Below are 17,089 nucleotides of genomic sequence, written 5' to 3'. Positions count from 1 at the left end.
TATGTAAATGACTTACAAGTCTCATAATAACAATAGTTAAAATAAAATCAATATAAATTTAAATAATGTTTAAAAAATATTGAATAATATTTAATATTGTTTTATAGTAAGCATTAACAGCTGAAGGGAGTGAAGACGTTGAATAATAAGGTGCCTGAATGGTTTTCCACATTGTCTGCTGAAGACATGGAATTTATCAAGAAGTTCATTCTGGGATCCGGTTCGTTAAAAGAGATCGCAAAATTATATGGAGTTTCTTATCCGACGGTCCGATTGAGGCTGGATAAGATCATCCAGAACATCGAATTGCAGGAAAAAGAAGGTTCGCAGCCATTTTCGACTTTCGTCATGAAGTTGGTTATCGATGACAAAATCGATTTGGAAGTGGCAAAAAGCATCGTCGACAAATACAAAGAGAGTCTGGAGGAATAGACATGGGGACTGTAATCGATCTGGCATTGCCAATTATCATTTTAGTTGTTCAATATTTCTTATCTAAACAAGCGCGGGTATGGCCAGGAGGTATTTTGCCGGCAGCATTTGCAGTATTCTTCATTTGGCTGATGATCGATAAAGACTTGGCTTTCTTTTCAAGAGATGTTATACCGCTGATTTTGGGAATTACCATCTTATGTGGGGTTTGGATTAATGGACAAGAAGCCTACAAGAAAAAGCAGGAAAAAGAATTGATGAAAATGCGCGGACAGGATTTAATTTAAACAACACGAACAGCTGGAGAAATCAAAAGGGGTGGGGAATTGCATAACCAAAAACGAATTCGGGATTACGGAGTGGAAATCGGCACGATGAAGACAGGGATGTTAAACGCCATAACAGATGTAGAGGGTGTCACTATTGGCCAGGTCACTTTGATGGACGGAAATATGCAGACCGGAGTGACGGCCATTCTGCCGCATCAGGGAGATCTCTTCCACGACAAGCTTATAGCTTCAAGCCATGTCATCAACGGCTTTGGCAAAACGATGGGAACCATCCAATTGGCGGAACTCGGCACGCTGGAAACACCGATTGTTTTGACGAACACATTGAATGTCGGAACAGCAGCCAATGCAGTCATCGATTATATGTTGGAGAAAAATCCGGATATCGGCAATACGACGGGTACAGTGAATCCGGTCATCGGCGAATGCAACGATATGTTTTTGAACGATGTGCGCGGACGTTTTGTCAAAGAAGAAGATGTAAGGCAAGCATTGGACAATACCGGAATTGAGTTTGAAGAAGGAGCTGTAGGAGCGGGAAGAGGCATGTTGTGTTATTCATTGAAGGGCGGTATCGGATCGGCTTCGCGTATTGTGGAACTGGAGCACGGCACGTTTACGCTGGGTGCATTGGTGCTGTCGAATTTCGGAATGCTGAATGATTTGACGATTAACGGCAAGGGAATCGGCAAGGAGCTGAAGAAAAACATTCTTCAAACTCTTAAAGAAGAAGACAAGGGCTCAGTAATGGTGGTTGTGGCTACTGATCTTCCTTTATCCGAACGGCAATTGAACCGTATTCTGAAACGGGCAGTGGCGGGGTTGTCACGGACAGGCTCAATTATTACCAATGGCAGCGGCGAAATCATCCTCGGCTTCTCCACCGCCAATAAAATTCCCCATACCAAGCCGAAGCAATGCCTGGCTATCAAAACGATACATGAAGACGATATGGACGAAGCGTTCAGAGCCGTGGGGGAAGCTGTTGAAGAAGCAGTATTGAACTCCATGATCACCGCGGAGGCAGTGGTTGGCCGCAATGGCAATGAACGGCCAGCGTTAAAAGACTTATTGAAGAAATACGCCATAACCTTAAAGAACCGTTAACAGGTTCTTTTTTATTTTGTTCAAAAATACATCGAAAAGATTTATGAAATTCTTTTATTATTTTCAATGATTTAGCCATATAACACTAAAAGTTTAATAAGTGATCAATGTGCCTAAGTTAATAACGATTAATGAACAGTAACTATTGAATCAAAGATATATAAATATAGAGGAATAGATGTCATATCCATAAAAATATGGGTTTATGGATAAAAAAGGATGTTCGAAATTTACTAAAATAACGTTAAATTGTTTACAATTTGTACAATCCGTTGTAGTCTATGGGTATTACAAAAAGCGTTCTATTTCAATTTAAAAGTAAATTAATTAGGTTAAAAGACTATCTTTTGCGATAAATTTAACAAAATCAACGAATTCATTTTAGCAGTATTTTGTTCATCGATACAGGCGAATAGATGAAAGGACGGAGTAAATGATTAGTGCACAACCGATAGAAACGGTGGCTGAAATTCTGGAAAAAACATTGGAAGCCCCAGTGGAAGTCCTTGGAGGTCTTTACGTCGTGACTAAGCAACGAGATCTGGCCATCAAATCAGGCGATTGCACAATGTTATTTAAAATTGATAACGAAATTACGTTTCAAGACCTTCACCAGCATGGGAAGATGCTGAATAAAGCTGAAATTCTGCTGTTGCCTGAAGAACTGCCTGTGTTTTCTTCCGCTTTGATTAACCAAGGCCCTCCATTGCCCAGCAATTACGCACAACGGTTGGTCATGGACCTGGATGTCTACAGTCTTTATATGGAGTCCCGCGAACTGCCTGAACAGTTTGCTGAACGTCTGGCTACCGCATTAAAAGCTATTGAATCCTAATGTTAATTTAAGTCGCCTTTCATTAGCCGGTGCCGACAAGCAGAAAAGGTGGTGTTCTTATGAACGAGAAATGTTTATCATGCATCTCAGGAGGCCTCTTTCTTCTGACCATGATTCCGCTGACATTGGCTGCGATTCATTGGTTCCATGGCCCCCTTGAATTTTTATTGAGCCTTCATCTGCATCTGCCTTGTGCCTTGAGTGCGCTGGGAGTCGTTGCCGCATTGATCGGAGCAAAAGGAGATTTGCGGTTCAATCTTGTGCTATTCAATGTGCTGTCCCTTAGCTTGTATCTTATTTTTTCAACCAATCTGCATTCACTTTAAACATTTGCCCCTTATCTTTGTATACCTGACATAAATTCCTTCAACGGATAATCTCCGTAAAAAAGATGGTGTGCTGTTCACAGAATTGTGTGCAGCACACCATTTTTTTATTCTTCACAAACTGGACGCACCCATAGTTTAGAAAAATCCACATAACCGAAATGGCTGATGGATATGTTCATCAGATCTACTGAAAATGGGATTTGCCTTTTTTCGTAATACAGCGGAACCATGATGGAGGCTTCCAACAAGGTCCGTTCGACTTCAAGATTCACTTTTGTCCATTCCTTAAATGGTGTCTCTGCATACAGCTTTAGGTAGCGATCAAACTGAGGCTGTGACTTCATAATGGCTGTCATCGGGGAATAGCCATTTGAAAGAAAATTGAAAAATGAGAAGTCCTGGTTCATTTCAAACACTTCCCCGTGAATAAACAAGTCTGCCGTTTGATTTTCTGTAATATCCAGCAACTTATCCTGAAATGACAGCCATTGAATCTCAACAGCAATGCCTTCGCTTTCCAGCGCTTCTTTTAGCCAGCGGGTAGCGCCGTTTGTGTAGTTTGCCGCTTTGATGACCAGTGGCTGATCAAGAAAAGGGCGAGCCATCTGCGGCACTGTATAGGATTGTTTTTGGCCGGCGAGGCAGCCATGAAGATTTGGCAAAGCACGCGGATGAAACTGGCCGATTGTGTGCCGGTGCTTGGCAATGACGTAATGGACATAATCGCGCACTTCTTTTCGGCTGATCGGGGAGTCTCTGAATGCATTCATGATGACGACACCAAAACCTGAATCGCTTTCCACTTGAAATGTCTCTTCGGATGTTTCATTTGCTGAGGAACGGTAGGTAAAATCGAAATCCTCCGGCACCTGAATGAATTCCACGATATCAAGCAAAGGCCGTTCCTTAAAATACTCGCTGAATGCCTTTAACGTGGTTTTCAATTCATCGTTGTGCGCAACATAAAAGCCGCCGGTACCAATGATTTGGCCATTCGTTTCTTTATAAATGCTGGCATTGATCATGCCCAGCATCTGCAGGCAATAGCTGCAGCCAGCTGGAAAAGAGAGTTCAAGCACATAAGGCGCCAGCGCTTTAATTTCAGTGATGGGTTTCCACAAATCTGCGTAGGGAGCATCCAAGCGTATGCGGTTCAGGCATTTAACCACGTTTTCTGAAGTTAAGAACGATCCATCATGAAACTGGACTTCTTTTCTTAAGTAAAGCCGAAGCCGATTGTTTGCAAGGTCCCAGCTATGGGCCAGTTCTGGAGAAACGTTTCCAGCAGCGTCGACTGAAACCAAACGATTATGGACATTTGCGGCCATATTCGCGCTTTGGATATCCGCGGCCTTCATCGGATGAAGCGTCAATAAAGCATATTTCCTAGGGATGATCAGCTTGTCCACTTCGCTTGCATTGTTTTGGCTGTAACCGAACTGAGATCGGAACTGATGCATTAACCGCTGCCTTACTGCCGGGGACCATTCCAATAGAAGGTAGTTTCCGGCGGATTCGACCGATTGTTCTGCAATCAGCTGAATGATTTGCTGTTCGTACACCGCTTCTACATTCCGGTGCCATTGCAGGTGCGAAGTATTGCCGCGCCCGCGGCCCGATGTATAGGTAAACCAACCTTCGTTCGACCATTTGCGCAATAGCCGTGTCGTCTGCTTGCTGCTCAACTTGAGCGCAGCGGCAATCTGCACTTGCTTAACGTCGCCTGTTGGGACAGCCTGCCATAATGATAAAAGAGTCTTTTCCATGTTTCCTCCTGTTAAAAGTGGACATTAGTTTTAAAATTGTCTATTTTTAGTATCTTTCGTCTAGTTTAATATACATAAGACAAAGGAGGCTGACAAGATGAAATGGAAAGACTATCCACAAAATATCAAAGTACGTTTAATCACTTCATTTTTCAACCGGGCAGTTTCATCTGCAGTTATGCCTTTCATGGCTTTGTTTTTTGCGCAGGAAATAAATAAGGTATGGGCGGGAACTTTTTTGATCGTCACCGTCTTTATCGGATTTTTCGTCAATATGGTCGGCGGCTATATTTCCGACCGATTTCCACGCAAACGGGTGCTGGTGATAACGTCTTCACTGAGCGCTGCCATGTTTCTGCTGATGTCCATCAGCTTATTGCCAAGCGGCAAATGGATTGGTTTATTCGCAATTGCATACGTTAGTTTCATCATAACCAGCAGTTTGGGCAGACCGGCGATACACGCCATCATCATCGACTCGACAACCCCGGAAAACCGGAAAGCGATCTATGCCATCGATTATTGGATGATCAACCTGTCGATGGCGATTGGGGCAGCACTAGGTGGCTTATTGTATCTCAATCATCAAATTGAACTGTTTATATTATTGACACTCACGGCGGCGAGTCTGCCTATCGCTTACCAAATCTGGTTGAAAGATGAACGTGTCCAGACCTTGAAAAAGCAGCATTCGAATGTCGTAATCGATCTGCTGCAGAATTACAAAGTCGCATTTCGGGACAGGCCTTTTGTTAAGGTGGTAATTGGTTCCATGTTCATTTTTTCAGCAGAATTTTCATTGAACAGTTATATTGGCGTCCGTCTGGCGGAAAGCTTTGATGCTTTCACTATTGGGGACTTTGAAGTGGCAGGGGTTCGGATGTTGAGCTTGTTGAATATACAAAATATGCTGCTGGTCGTCTGCCTGACATTCATCGTCAATAAATTCACTGACCGTTTTTCCAAACAGCATGTCCTATTGACGGGCCTATTGCTATACAGCGTCGGGTATGTAACGATTACATCAGCGAATAGCTGGTACTTGTTGCTGCTGTTCAATTTCATCGGCACCATAGGCGAACTGGTTTATTCGCCGGTCCGCAATGCAGAAATGGCCAATATGATACCGGAAGACAAACGGGGTTCGTATTCCGCTTTTTCCAACATTTCGTTCAGCGGAGCAGATTTGTTGGCGCGCTCGACCATCATCATCGGAGCTTTTCTTATTCCGACCATGATGTCCGTCTATATCGGCGTCTTGCTGATGATCGGCACACTTCTTGTTTACACCGGATTGTTTATCAGAAAGCCTAAAAAAGAACAAGTGCCCGAACCAAAAATTGTTTAAACACAAAACAGTAGGAGGAGAATAGCTATGATCGTCAGAAAAGCAGTTCCTGAGGATGCCTTTCAATTGGCGGAACTCATGAAGCATGTAGAGGATTCTGATCTTATGCTGTTTGAGCCAGGAGAACGCAAGACTACAGCTGAGCAGTTGGAGAAACGCCTTGGCGCTATGGGAGCAGATTCAGTGGTGTTGATAACAGAAGAACAAGCTGAATTAACCGGCTATTTGTTTGCAATCGGCGACAGCGTTAAACGCAAGCGGCATTCAGTCTATATCGCAGTGGGTATTCGGCAAAGCGAACGTGGGAAAGGGAGAGGCACAGAGTTGTTTCAAGCTTTGGATCAATGGGCTGCCGCGAAAGGAATTCGTCGCATTGAATTGACCGTGCTTGAGCATAACAAACCAGCCATTGGGTTATATAAAAAACTAGGCTTTGAAATTGAGGGGCTGAAGCGTGATTCCGTATGGATGGAGGAACGCTATGCCAATGAATACTATATGGCAAAACTGCTGTAGCAGGCAAAGGAAACTCTCTAATCGGTCGTTTTTTTAGACCAGGCAGAAAGTTTTCTTTTGTTTTAGGCGCAATCTTTCCAATAACGAAAAGCAAACACTTTTAAATAGGTTTTTGTATATTTTTTCGTGGTTTTCCTATATTTTCAGATGCAATAATTGTAAACTGAGGATATGGTTTTGTAAGGAGTTGGATAAATGCAGTCATTACTTTTTTTCTTTCTTGAAAACATGGCGTTGATCATCGCATTGATGTATCTCGGTTTAAAAGCGAAGGAATTATTATTCCCTAACTTGACCGAATCAACGCTTTTATTGGCACTCAGTATTTTATTCATGGGATTTTTGACTTTTTCAGTGATGTATAATCCTTACATTCATGAAGGCATGCGGCTTGATTTAAGGGAAGTGCCCCTTTATTTCATTTCCTATATTGGCGGTTGGAAAGTAGGTATACTATCTGCAATCTTTCCATCTATATACCGCTATTCACTGGGCGGACCTACAGCGATAGCTGGAATTTTGCAGACGGTGATTTTGCCGGTCATCATCGGCAGCCTGTTCCGCAATAAAAAAACAGTCAATAAATTTTTTGCCATTTTGGATATCAAAAAAATGCTTCTCGGTTTGTTGGTTTTCGAAGTCCTCAAATCAGTTTCGATGCTATTGACTACACCTTCAACTGTGCCGATCACCCTTTCAATGCTGTTTTTTGCCATGGTCGCTGTTTTGGCAATGGGCTTAATTGCGAACGGTGAAAATCACCATATACTTGTCCGCAAAGAACTGGAATTTTATTCTAATCAGGATCCCATGACCCAACTGCCGAATATGCGCTTTTTTAAGAATAAAACGCAAACCTTGGTGTCCCAGTATGTACCCATCGCCATTGTTATGCTCGATGTCGATTATTTCAAAACTTATAATGATACGCATGGCCATCAAAAAGGCGATGCTGTGCTTCGGTCGATTGGCCAGCTGTTGAGGGACCATACACGAAAAAAAGATTATGTGGCGCGGTATGGTGGGGAAGAATTCATCTTCTGCATCACGGATCCTTACGATGACGATGAAGTGATGAGGATCGCTGAAAAAGTCCGTGACCAAATTGAACAATATCACTTTGAAGGTGAAGAGCTCCAGCCTGAAGGCAAATTGACGGTATCCATGGGCGTGTCTTTGAATTCCTATCATAAAACGTTGGACCAGCTGATTGATGAAGCTGATCAGGCCCTATATCAGTCCAAACGTGATGGCAGAAACCGAGTTACTGCTTTTGCAGAAAAAAAAGAAAAAGAAATTGAAGAGGTATTTAATTAAAGACAACTTCAGCAAGATGGCCGCATTGCATTTCAGCAACGGCTTTTTTTTATGAAATGAACTGTTAAAACGAAACATAGCAGGTTGCCAAATCGGGTAGAGGAAAGAGAAGCAAAACAGTCAGAATGGAATATGGGATGGGGGGCTATTTGTGGAACACAGTATGCAACAGGGAATGGCGGGTTTGGAGGCTGTGGTGATTGTTGCTCTTTTCCTGGCATTTTTGTTATATCTATTGGCAGCTGCTTTAACAAGCCTGAACTTACGGCCATGGCCGCTGTACCGTTGTTTTTTATGGGGCTTCGGTATTTTTTCGATTGCTCTGGTCATCACAGGACCGATAGCGGAATTTGCAAAGGGAAATTTCGTTGGCCATATGTGGACCCATCTATTGCTTGGCATGCTGGCACCGCTCTTGTTGGTTCTTGCGATGCCGATGAAGCTGCTCTTGAGGTCGTTGCCTGTTCCATTAGCGAGAAAAGTATCCTGGCTACTGAAAAGCAAGCCATTTCAGATGTTGAGCAATCCCATTACTGCGCTGATTCTAAATATTGGTGGGTTGTATGTATTATACCTGACCAGTTTGTTTGAATGGATGCACCAATCCTCAATTGTTTACCTGATCGTCCATCTACACATATTTTTGGCGGGCTACCTGTTTACGGCATCCATCATTTACATCGATATTACAGCTCACCGACTCAGTTTTCTTTTCCGTTCAATTATCCTCATCGTCTCATTGGCCGCACACAAAATTTTGGCTAAAAGCATCTATGCAGATCCGCCGGCTGGTGTACCGGGAGATCAAGGGGAGGCAGGAGGGCAGGTGATGTACTATGGGGGCGATTTCGTCGAGTTGGTCCTCATCATCATTCTTTGCTACCAATGGTATAAAGCGACGGCACCTCGGAAAAGTGAGACGATGGAAGAAGGATAGCGGTAACGTTCCCAGTGCTAATTAGGGCTTCACGGGTGCTTCGGCTTTTCCTTTGTCCAGCTCCGGTAGCCAGCTCCTCGGGTCATAAGCCACTCTGGCTGTGCAGCAAAGAGCGCCGCTTCGCCAGATCGTCTTATGCCTGTCAGAGCTGAACGGTCGCTTCCGCTTTTCCTGGTGTCCAGCTTCAGCACCCAGCTCTTTGGATCATAAGTCAACCCGGCAGTCCAGTTGCAAGTGCCTAGCTCTTCGGGACATAAGGCAACCCAGCTGTGTGGCAAAGAGCGCCACATCGCTGCTTTGCCTTATGCCTGTCAGAGCTGAGCAGGCACTTTCACTTTTCTTTCTGTGCGGCTGAAAAAACGCCACTTCGCCGGTCTGCCTTATGCCTGGCAGAGCTACACGGGTGCTTCGGCTTTTCCTCTGTCCAGCTCCGGCAGCCAGCTCCTCGGGTCATAAGCCACTCTGGCTGTGCGGCAAAGAGCGCCGCTTCGCCAGTGCGTCTTATGCCTGTCAGAGCTAAACGGCTGCCTTCGCTTTTCTTTTTTCCCCGGCAAAAGCTCTTGTTTTGGGTTAAACTATAGGTAAGCGTTTGGATTCGAATAATCTGCACCATTACATAAGATCGAATGAATTTGAGCATCACCATCAATAGGAGGCAATTCATGAATAGTTATATTGTTATGCAAGGAGATACGTATCAGGAAGAATGTGCGGCGGGTGTCCTTTGGACGCCGCAAGTCGACAAATCAGGCATGGTGCCACATTCCTGGAACCGCATGCAGGAATTGAAAAAAGGCGACCTCGTTTTTCATTACGTCAAAGGATTTTTAGTGGCAATCAGCCGGATACGGGAGGATTTCCATAAAGGCACAAAACCGAAGCATGCAGATGAGCAGGGAGGCAGCGAACCTGCATTTATCGCACGCACAGCTTATCGCGAATTGGATGTCCCTTTATCGATCAAGGGGTCTTTTCAGGAAATCGAGCCTTTGCTGCCAACGAAATACTCGGCTTTTCAGGAAGATGCAAACGGCAATTCTGGCTATCTCTATCCCTGCAACGAAGAGCTGGCGATGAAATTTTTGGAATTGATCAGTTCTTTGAATGTCTTTACCTTGGAAATGGAGCAGTTGGAATTATCGATGGAAGTGATCAAAAAGACCGCGCATAATCCATTGCTTAGCCTGATTGCAGAAGCTGAACTGGAAATAAAAACGAAAATGCGCAGAGGCAAAGAGCAGTTCCGGGAAAGCCTGTTGCCGCTTTGGAACGGGGAATGTCCAATTTGCGGCATCGCCATTGAAGAGGTGCTTACAGCGACCCATGCCAAACCGTGGAAAGACAGTTCAGATTCAGAGCGTTTGGATCCGTTCAACGGCATTTTGCTTTGCGCCAACCATGCATCACTTTATTCTGCAGGCTATATCGCATTTACCGGAGGCGGCAGACTCCATATTTCAAGCCGTATTCCGGAGGAAGACTATCCAGTCTACAGATTGCGGAAAAACTTGAAGGTTCCCGTGTCAGCCGAGCATGCGCCTTATTTAAGATGGCATAAACGAATTGTTTTTGCCGAGCCGAGAAAAGTGAAGCTGATGATAAACCAGGAATAATTGAATTTTGTTATGTCTTTGATTGTCTGAACTGTGCTACACTGAAAACAAGTGAATAATCATGCAGAAAAAAGGTGCTGATTCGTCAGTATAACAGGGAACCCGGTTAGATTCCGGGGCTGTTTCCGCAACTGTAAGTGCGTATGAAATAAGAAAATGCCACTGTTCAAACGACCTATGTCAATTGAACGGGAAGGTTCTTAGAGTAAAACGATGCACAAGCCAGGAGACCTACCTTTTTTTGAACGTATTTTTACTCTTCGGAAGATAAGGGAATCATACGGCAACCTTTCTATTTTTGACTGCTGGAGTATGTCTCTGAATAGCTATGGCGCCGCCCTCTTTTTGAGGGCGGCTTTTTGTTGTTTTCGGGAGCGTTCAATGCTGTGATTTTCACCCATATGAAAAAGAGGTGAAAAGATGAAGAAAGACATGCGTTACTTGTGCTATCCGTTTATGCGTGAATCAGCTGCGACCGTCGACTTTGAAATCAGAACCGATTCGCTGACGACACGTATTGGCGAAGCGTTGTCGCTGATGAAAGAAGTGGAAGCTGTTCAACGGGATCTGCAGATTCTCCAGCCAAAGGTATATCATCTGAATGGTTCAGTTCGAGGGAAGCTAGCAGTTAATGAAGAAGATTTGAATGAGTTAAGTGGCATGTATGATTATTATGTAAACTTTGTTGGTGAGAAAATAGGTAATTTTGTCTTGCCGCAAGGGACTCAAGCAGCTTGTGTGTTGCATGTATGCCGCAGCGAAGCGAAAAAATCTGTCCGTGCTTTGCATAAGGTCAGCCTGGAACGGGATGTACCGGAAATCCTCTTTGATTATGCAAACTTATTGGCGAACGTGCTGTTTACGATGGCTGTCTATGTCAATCAGCAACAGGGAGTAGAAGAAATTCCATTTATCAGCAAGTCTTATCCGACCAGACTCAAAAAGAAAGAAGTGGCCAACAATTAATGAAAACTACCTATTTCAAGTACCTATCCATTGGAGCATTAGCATTCACACTCAGCGCATGCCAATCAGAAACAACCGGCACAACTGAAACAGAAACAGCAAACGAATCCGAACAACAGGCAAGTTATGCGGTTACAGATGACTTGGGCAATGAATTGATATTTGAGGAAGTTCCTGCGACTGTCGTGTCATTGATTCCAAGCAATACCGAAATCCTTTATGAAATCGGAGCTGGAGAAAAAATTGTAGGGGCTACAGATTATGATAATTATCCAGCTGAAGCAGCTGAAGTTGAACGTGTGTCCGACTCTGTGGTTTTTAATGCGGAACGCATCATTGAATTGGATCCAGATGTTGTCATCGGCTATTCAACAGGTGGGCCTACGGGCTACGAAGAATTAGAAGCTGCAGGCATCCAAGTTTTTGTTATCGAATCGGCTGAATCCTTTGAAGATGTCTACGGGGACATCGAACAGATTTCTACGGTCATGGGCCTTGAAGATAAAGGAGAAGAAGTAATAGGCTCTATCCAGCAGCAAATTGAGGAAGTCCAAGAAAAAGTATCCGACGTAGAAGAGAAAAGGCAACTGTATGTTGAAATCAGCCCATCTCCTGAAATTTACACAACCGGCCAAAAAACATTCCAGCAGGAAATATTAGATCATGCCAATGTTGAAAATCTATTCGGCGATCTGGAAGGATGGCCACAGATTTCTGAAGAAGAAGTCATTCAACGGAACCCGGAAATCATTGCGACAACAGTTTCTTACACGGAAAATCCCGTTGAAGAAATTAAAGCACGTGAAGGGTGGAACAGCATTGAAGCCGTTCAGAACGATCAGGTCTTTTTCCTGGATTCCGATATCACTTCACGTCCGGGACCAAGAATCGGCGATGCGGTTGAACTGGTAGCCAAAACCGTTTATCCGGAAGCATTTAAATAAAAACAAAACGATCCCCGCTCAGCAAATATGAGCGGGGATCGTTTTGTTCGAATCGCTTAGACTAATGCGGTTGTTTTTCAAGTGCCTCTTGATCGATGCCGAATACTTCTTTCAAGACTTTCTTTTTTTCATCGGCAGTCAGTTCCGTTTTTTCTTTCTTGCCGTTTTCAGAGCGGGTTAGCTGGCTGCCTGATAATGTGATTCGGCCATCCGGCGTTGCGCATGTGACCAGATCATCATGAGTGAAAGGGGAATCTGGTGAAACCTGGTTAAAGACACAGCCCTCATGAAAGTCGGCCAATTGTTTTTCTTCTGTCGAAAACCGGTACAGCACTTTTTCCGTTTCATCATTTTCCCGAATTAAATCATAATATACATCATCCACTTGTTCTACCCGGTAAGTGCCGCTGTGGTCGGTATGGCGTTCACCACCAAGAGGGATCGGGCTGATGGTCGAATCTCCAAAACCTGCATCGACCAAGTAAAGCGTATCAAGCTCCACTAAGATGGCCACGTGGGTGTCGGCTTTAGACCACGTGCCATCAGGTTTTTGAACAGTGGCGGAAATCAATTTCGCATCGAATCCCAACTCGTTCAACAGCCAGTGAAACAAGCCATTCAATTCATAGCAATAACCGCCGCGATGCTGAATAACTACTTTTTCATAAATGCTTTCAAGATTCAAGTAAATGGGCGTTCTACGGATGACATCCAAATTTTCGAATGGTATATTCTGCATATGCAAAGACTGAAGTTCTGCTAAATTTTGCAGGTAGTGCTCCTGTTCGGTTGATGCTTTAAAACGTTTGAGGTATTCATTTTTATTCATTATAGCTATTCATTCCTTTCGAGTGGGTTAATCCTGTTGATTACAACTGCGCGAAGAATATTCAACCACATCAATTCGTTTGGTGTAAGAATTGCTATAGCGTGGTATAGTGAATAAGTAGATAGAATTTATATGAATGACAGCGAATTACAGGGATGGGAGATACCCATCCACAAAAAATAGAAAGCAGGGTGATGGATTTGGTATCAACTACTGATGTCGCAAAACATGCAGGTGTCTCCCAGACGACTGTCTCACGTGTTTTGAATAAACCGGATCAAGTAAAAAAAGAAACGTACGATAAAGTGATGGCTGCCGTCAGGGAATTAAACTATTCAGCTGACGGCATCTTAGAAGCAGTTCCATCTGCGGCTAAAACCAATACGATCAGTGTGATAGCAGGAGCTGTGGATGATCCGATATTTATCGGCAGCGCTCCAATGATCATCAGCTATGCAAAAAGGCAAGGATACCAAGTGGATATTCATTTCATGGCCGACGAAAACGAAGAGGATGTCTATAAAACGGTTCTCTCCAGTAACGTGGCAGGGATGATTCTGGTTTCTGTCTTGCTTGATGATGCGATTCATGAAAAAATGACCAATGCGAATGTGCCGTTTGTATTATTGAATTCCAGCTATTCAAATGCCAAACACTCGATTGGAGTGAATAATGTGGATGCCGGTTATCTGGCTGCGAGCCATCTTCTGAATGCCAACCATCAGGAAATTGCCTGGGTAGGCGGACCTTTGAAGAATCCTGCTTATAAAGAACGTTTTTTGGGGTTCATCCAGGCTCTTCAGGAAGCGAAAAGCAAAATCCGCAAAAAACGGTTGGTGATTTCCGCAACGGACAAAGCTTCCTTGCAAAAAGTGTATGAAGATCTTCAAGCTTTAAAGAAAAAACCGACCGCGATCGTTGCAGCAACAGATGAAATTGCCATACAGCTTTTGGATTTTTACCAGGAAGCGGGCTATCAAATTCCCACAGATATCAGCATTGTCGGCATCGGCAATTCGGAAATCGGCCGTCATTCAGCAATTGGGCTGACTTCTGTAGGAGCTGCGGACAGCATTGAGAATCTTGGACAGGAAACCGTCAAACGGTTGTTTGATATTCTGACGCTTAATCAGGACGACGCTTTTGATGTTAACAGGGAAGTCCAGTTATATGAACGGAGAACAGTTGCACAGCAGTAACGATTTTTATACCTCCAAAATGCAGCAAGGTGTTTCCGTAAGGCTACAATATAGTCTTACCCTAACAGGGAGATTGGTTAAACCGCAATGAAAAGAGCTGCACCGGTAAAATATGCCGGTGCAGCTCTTCTTCAGTTATTCACCATTTATTTCATTTCTTTATGTGTAAATGGACATTTTCCTTGAATCGGTTCACTGTCGTCTCCGATGAAAAACTGTTTCCATTCATTGTGCTCAGGATCTCCGAAATGGCTGATGTCGGGATGTGTCGGCAAGTGGTCCCAGGCTTCAACACGCTGACGTACCTTTTCGCGTGACATGACGCCGCCTTTCTCGGTTCCTTTCAGCCCTTCAAAGATGCGGCGTGGCTGGAACCCAAGAACCATGGCATTGCCGAGGTCGCGTGTTTTTCGTTGCTTGTAAGCGGGGGTATTCCCAAAGATAAATATCGGTTCTCCCTGGAATGTGAAATCCCATAAATAATGGTCTGGATCCCGGGGAGCGTTTTTGGGCCACTCCATGTCATCTTCGTCATGCAAATACTGGAGGATATCCCAGAATTGCTGGCGGTAGGTTTCCAGTGAACCTTCTTCCTTGAAAGGTTCAACAAAAACGAATAAACCATGGCGCTTGTGTTTTGGATCGTTGAATAAGGTCAGGAATGATTCAACCGCTTTAGGCAAATTGCTCCAATCGTCTTGTGTGATGTATGCATAACGCAATTCTCCTTTCAATTCTCCGCTCATTCCAAAATAACAAGGAAAGGTTTTGTCGGTTACGGTTTCATGAAACGTCTTGTATTCGGCCAATAGCCATTCAGGCAAGTCCGTTCGTGCTGTAAAATCTTCTTTCGTCAATAAAGCTGAGCTTGTGCTTATCATCCATTGTTCCTCCATATGCATAAAATAACGTCTCTTTTCTACTTCCCTAAGAAGTGGGGGGCAAAACAAAAACGGCTGAGAAACTCTCAGCCGTTCGAATTGTTTATTCAGAAAGCGCCCGATCCGCCTCCGCCTCCACCAACACCTCCGCCGCCAGTTGCGGAGACGGTGCTGCTTGCTGAAGCTCCGGTATTAGATGTGGCAGCAAAGAAAACACCCGTCAACAACACCGGGTTATAGAACACCCCGAAATCTGCAAATGCCGTTTCGCTATAGGCATTGGTGAAGCTTTGCGTTTTCTGGTTTGCCGATTTTTCATCCGCACCTAGAATATAAGCATAAGCACGCATTTTTTCATCCTGAGTCAACTGTTCCCATTGCGATTGGTCCAGCTGTTCCATTGCTGTTCGAAGTTGTTTCCATTCAGCACGGATGACATGGCCATCATACGTGATCGGCGAATAGAAACAGAAAGCGACAAAACCGATGCCGATGAGGAGGGAAAAGAACATCAGCGGCAACAGGTCCAGTATTCCGAAAACGACTGCGGCCGCAAAGAGGGCCAGGCCAATTATACCGACTGTCCAGCGCAGCCCTTTGTGATTGCTGTACAAATCATGTTGTTTGACTTCCTCGGCAACTTCCTGCTGCCAGGCTGTGATGGATTCGTTATAGGAAGAGTGGTTCAATTCATTTTTTGTGTATTCTTCCAAGTTCTTGATGCTGAAGTATTCGCTATCACCCACTTTGTCGAACAGCAAATCAATCAATGTAGATTCATGGGCGAATTCTGTATTGCGGTCAATCAGTCGGAATTGTTCTTCTGAAAGTTGTTCCACATTCTGTTTGCGCACCAATTCCATCAAGGCGGCTGCTGTCACAGCGGGCGTCAGAATAGAGGACTTGGTGAAATACAATGTGGCCGGAATGCTCATTTTTTGTTTAGGCACAAAGAAAGTCTCGGCATCCGGTTTTGCCTGCTGTTTGGCTTTCCGTGCACGATTCCATCCCCAGGCAGTCAGCGCCAGCAATAATGCGCCTGCCGCCGGAATCAGTCCATTGCCGATGGAAGCGCCGGTATCCTGCCTTGCCGCAAAAACGGCAGCTTCTTCTTCCAGAAGCTCTTTTTCCTCAGCCAGCTTTTCTCGTATGGATCCATCTTGTTGAGGCAAGGCGGGGAACAGTGCTGCATCAAAGACGACACGGATATCCCCATTAGAGCCTTCCGGAACTTGGCCCATTTCAAAGCGGACCGCACCATCCGTTTGCAGGCTGCCTGCCCCGTAAGCTTCGTCGTATCCTGTAAAATCCGTATTTTCCGAAGGGGCAGGAGGGAAGAGCGTAATCGTCATCTGTTCATAATCGCTTTCATTGCGTTCATCGAAAAACGGCCAGTAGAACTCAGCGCCGTCTTCGAACTTCTCTACCGCATCCTCGATTTCGTAACGCAACTCGATGGTCACCGTTTCGTCGTCACCTTCCCGAAAGACCTTGTATAGATGTCCGTCGCGTTCGACATCCAATTCCTTGCCGTTTTCAAATCCGCTGAACTTTTGGATCGATGTCCCATCTTTTGGCACGATTTCCCGTGTAATGCCGTTAAAATCGCCATCAAATTCATAAGTATGGCTTTCCGTCACATCGACCGTGCCATCTGCGTTTACTTGCGCATTGATGTCCACTTTAGAAATAGAATAGTCGACTGCCAATGCTTGGACTGGAAACAAAGCAAAAACCAGCAGTATGAATAAAATCATCATCGGTTTTTTCCTGTACATTT

General features: G+C 44.4%; 17 protein-coding genes and 1 riboswitch. Of the genes, 13 read left to right on the top strand and 4 right to left on the bottom strand.

Annotated features, from left to right (window positions below; all coding sequences use genetic code 11):
* The first annotated feature begins 186 nt into the window (after positions 1–186).
* The 5 genes from IRE19_RS08430 (at position 187) to IRE19_RS08410 (ending at position 2,990) form a co-directional block, all read left to right on the top strand.
* Positions 187–432: a DUF2089 family protein gene (locus IRE19_RS08430; RefSeq protein ID WP_432419931.1), complete on the top strand. Its 246-nt coding sequence runs from the start codon at positions 187–189 to the stop codon at positions 430–432.
* A 2-nt stretch (positions 433–434) separates the two neighbouring features.
* A complete protein-coding gene (locus IRE19_RS08425; protein ID WP_203340007.1) occupies positions 435–719 on the top strand; it encodes a hypothetical protein in 285 nt (94 codons plus the stop codon).
* A gap of 39 nt (positions 720–758) precedes the next feature.
* A complete protein-coding gene (locus tag IRE19_RS08420; RefSeq protein ID WP_203340006.1) occupies positions 759–1,829 on the top strand; it encodes a DmpA family aminopeptidase in 1,071 nt (356 codons plus the stop codon).
* A gap of 433 nt (positions 1,830–2,262) precedes the next feature.
* Positions 2,263–2,664 (top strand): DUF1259 domain-containing protein, encoded by a 402-nt coding sequence (locus IRE19_RS08415; protein ID WP_203340005.1) that lies wholly within the window; start codon positions 2,263–2,265, stop codon positions 2,662–2,664.
* Positions 2,665–2,723: 59 nt separating this feature from the next.
* Complete coding sequence (locus IRE19_RS08410) at positions 2,724–2,990, top strand: hypothetical protein (protein ID WP_203340004.1); 267 nt, start codon at positions 2,724–2,726, stop codon at positions 2,988–2,990.
* Positions 2,991–3,097: 107 nt separating this feature from the next.
* Here IRE19_RS08410 and IRE19_RS08405 read toward each other — a convergent pair whose 3' ends face one another.
* Positions 3,098–4,759 carry an ABC transporter substrate-binding protein gene (locus tag IRE19_RS08405; RefSeq protein WP_203340003.1) on the bottom strand — a complete coding sequence of 554 codons (1,662 nt, stop codon included), beginning with the start codon at positions 4,757–4,759 and terminating at the stop codon, positions 3,098–3,100.
* Positions 4,760–4,856: 97 nt separating this feature from the next.
* Between IRE19_RS08405 and IRE19_RS08400 the strand changes: the two genes are divergently transcribed.
* The 7 genes from IRE19_RS08400 to IRE19_RS08370 all read left to right on the top strand — a co-directional run bounded on the left by IRE19_RS08400 (position 4,857) and on the right by IRE19_RS08370 (position 12,400).
* Complete coding sequence (locus IRE19_RS08400; protein WP_203340002.1) at positions 4,857–6,107, top strand: MDR family MFS transporter; 1,251 nt, start codon at positions 4,857–4,859, stop codon at positions 6,105–6,107.
* Between the two features lie 27 nt (positions 6,108–6,134).
* The gene (locus tag IRE19_RS08395; protein ID WP_203340001.1) at positions 6,135–6,623 is read left to right on the top strand and encodes a GNAT family N-acetyltransferase; all 489 of its coding nucleotides are present in this window, start codon (positions 6,135–6,137) and stop codon (positions 6,621–6,623) included.
* Between the two features lie 195 nt (positions 6,624–6,818).
* Entirely contained in the window at positions 6,819–7,940 is a 1,122-nt protein-coding gene (locus tag IRE19_RS08390) for a diguanylate cyclase (protein ID WP_203340000.1), read from the top strand.
* 151 nt (positions 7,941–8,091) lie between these two features.
* Positions 8,092–8,877 carry a cytochrome c oxidase assembly protein gene (locus IRE19_RS08385; protein ID WP_349291264.1) on the top strand — a complete coding sequence of 262 codons (786 nt, stop codon included), beginning with the start codon at positions 8,092–8,094 and terminating at the stop codon, positions 8,875–8,877.
* Between the two features lie 662 nt (positions 8,878–9,539).
* On the top strand, positions 9,540–10,490 hold the full coding sequence (locus tag IRE19_RS08380) for an HNH endonuclease (protein WP_191715649.1): 951 nt from the start codon (positions 9,540–9,542) through the stop codon (positions 10,488–10,490).
* Between the two features lie 54 nt (positions 10,491–10,544).
* Positions 10,545–10,743, top strand: a riboswitch (cobalamin riboswitch).
* Positions 10,744–10,910: 167 nt separating this feature from the next.
* Positions 10,911–11,456, top strand: coding sequence for a hypothetical protein (locus IRE19_RS08375; protein WP_203339999.1), 546 nt, complete (start codon positions 10,911–10,913; stop codon positions 11,454–11,456).
* Complete coding sequence (locus IRE19_RS08370) at positions 11,456–12,400, top strand: ABC transporter substrate-binding protein (RefSeq protein ID WP_203339998.1); 945 nt, start codon at positions 11,456–11,458, stop codon at positions 12,398–12,400. Before IRE19_RS08375 ends, IRE19_RS08370 begins: the two co-directional genes overlap by 1 nt.
* A 61-nt stretch (positions 12,401–12,461) precedes the next feature.
* On the opposite strand, the gene IRE19_RS08365 is transcribed toward IRE19_RS08370, so the two are convergent.
* Positions 12,462–13,229, bottom strand: a complete 768-nt coding sequence (locus IRE19_RS08365) for an arylamine N-acetyltransferase family protein (protein ID WP_203339997.1) — start codon at positions 13,227–13,229, stop codon at positions 12,462–12,464.
* A gap of 194 nt (positions 13,230–13,423) precedes the next feature.
* Here IRE19_RS08365 and IRE19_RS08360 point away from each other — a divergent pair, with 194 nt between their 5' ends.
* Positions 13,424–14,428, top strand: coding sequence for a LacI family DNA-binding transcriptional regulator (locus tag IRE19_RS08360; protein WP_203339996.1), 1,005 nt, complete (start codon positions 13,424–13,426; stop codon positions 14,426–14,428).
* A gap of 146 nt (positions 14,429–14,574) precedes the next feature.
* On the opposite strand, the gene IRE19_RS08355 is transcribed toward IRE19_RS08360, so the two are convergent.
* On the bottom strand, positions 14,575–15,309 hold the full coding sequence (locus IRE19_RS08355) for a YqcI/YcgG family protein (protein ID WP_203339995.1): 735 nt from the start codon (positions 15,307–15,309) through the stop codon (positions 14,575–14,577).
* A 107-nt stretch (positions 15,310–15,416) separates the two neighbouring features.
* Positions 15,417–17,087 (bottom strand): DUF2207 domain-containing protein, encoded by a 1,671-nt coding sequence (locus IRE19_RS08350; protein WP_203339994.1) that lies wholly within the window; start codon positions 17,085–17,087, stop codon positions 15,417–15,419.
* Positions 17,088–17,089: the final 2 nt, after the last annotated feature.

Source organism: Planococcus beijingensis (assembly GCF_016820615.1).
GTDB classification, from domain to species: Bacteria; Bacillota; Bacilli; order Bacillales_A; family Planococcaceae; genus Planococcus; species Planococcus notacanthi.
This window is presented reverse-complemented; position numbering and strand designations above follow the sequence as displayed.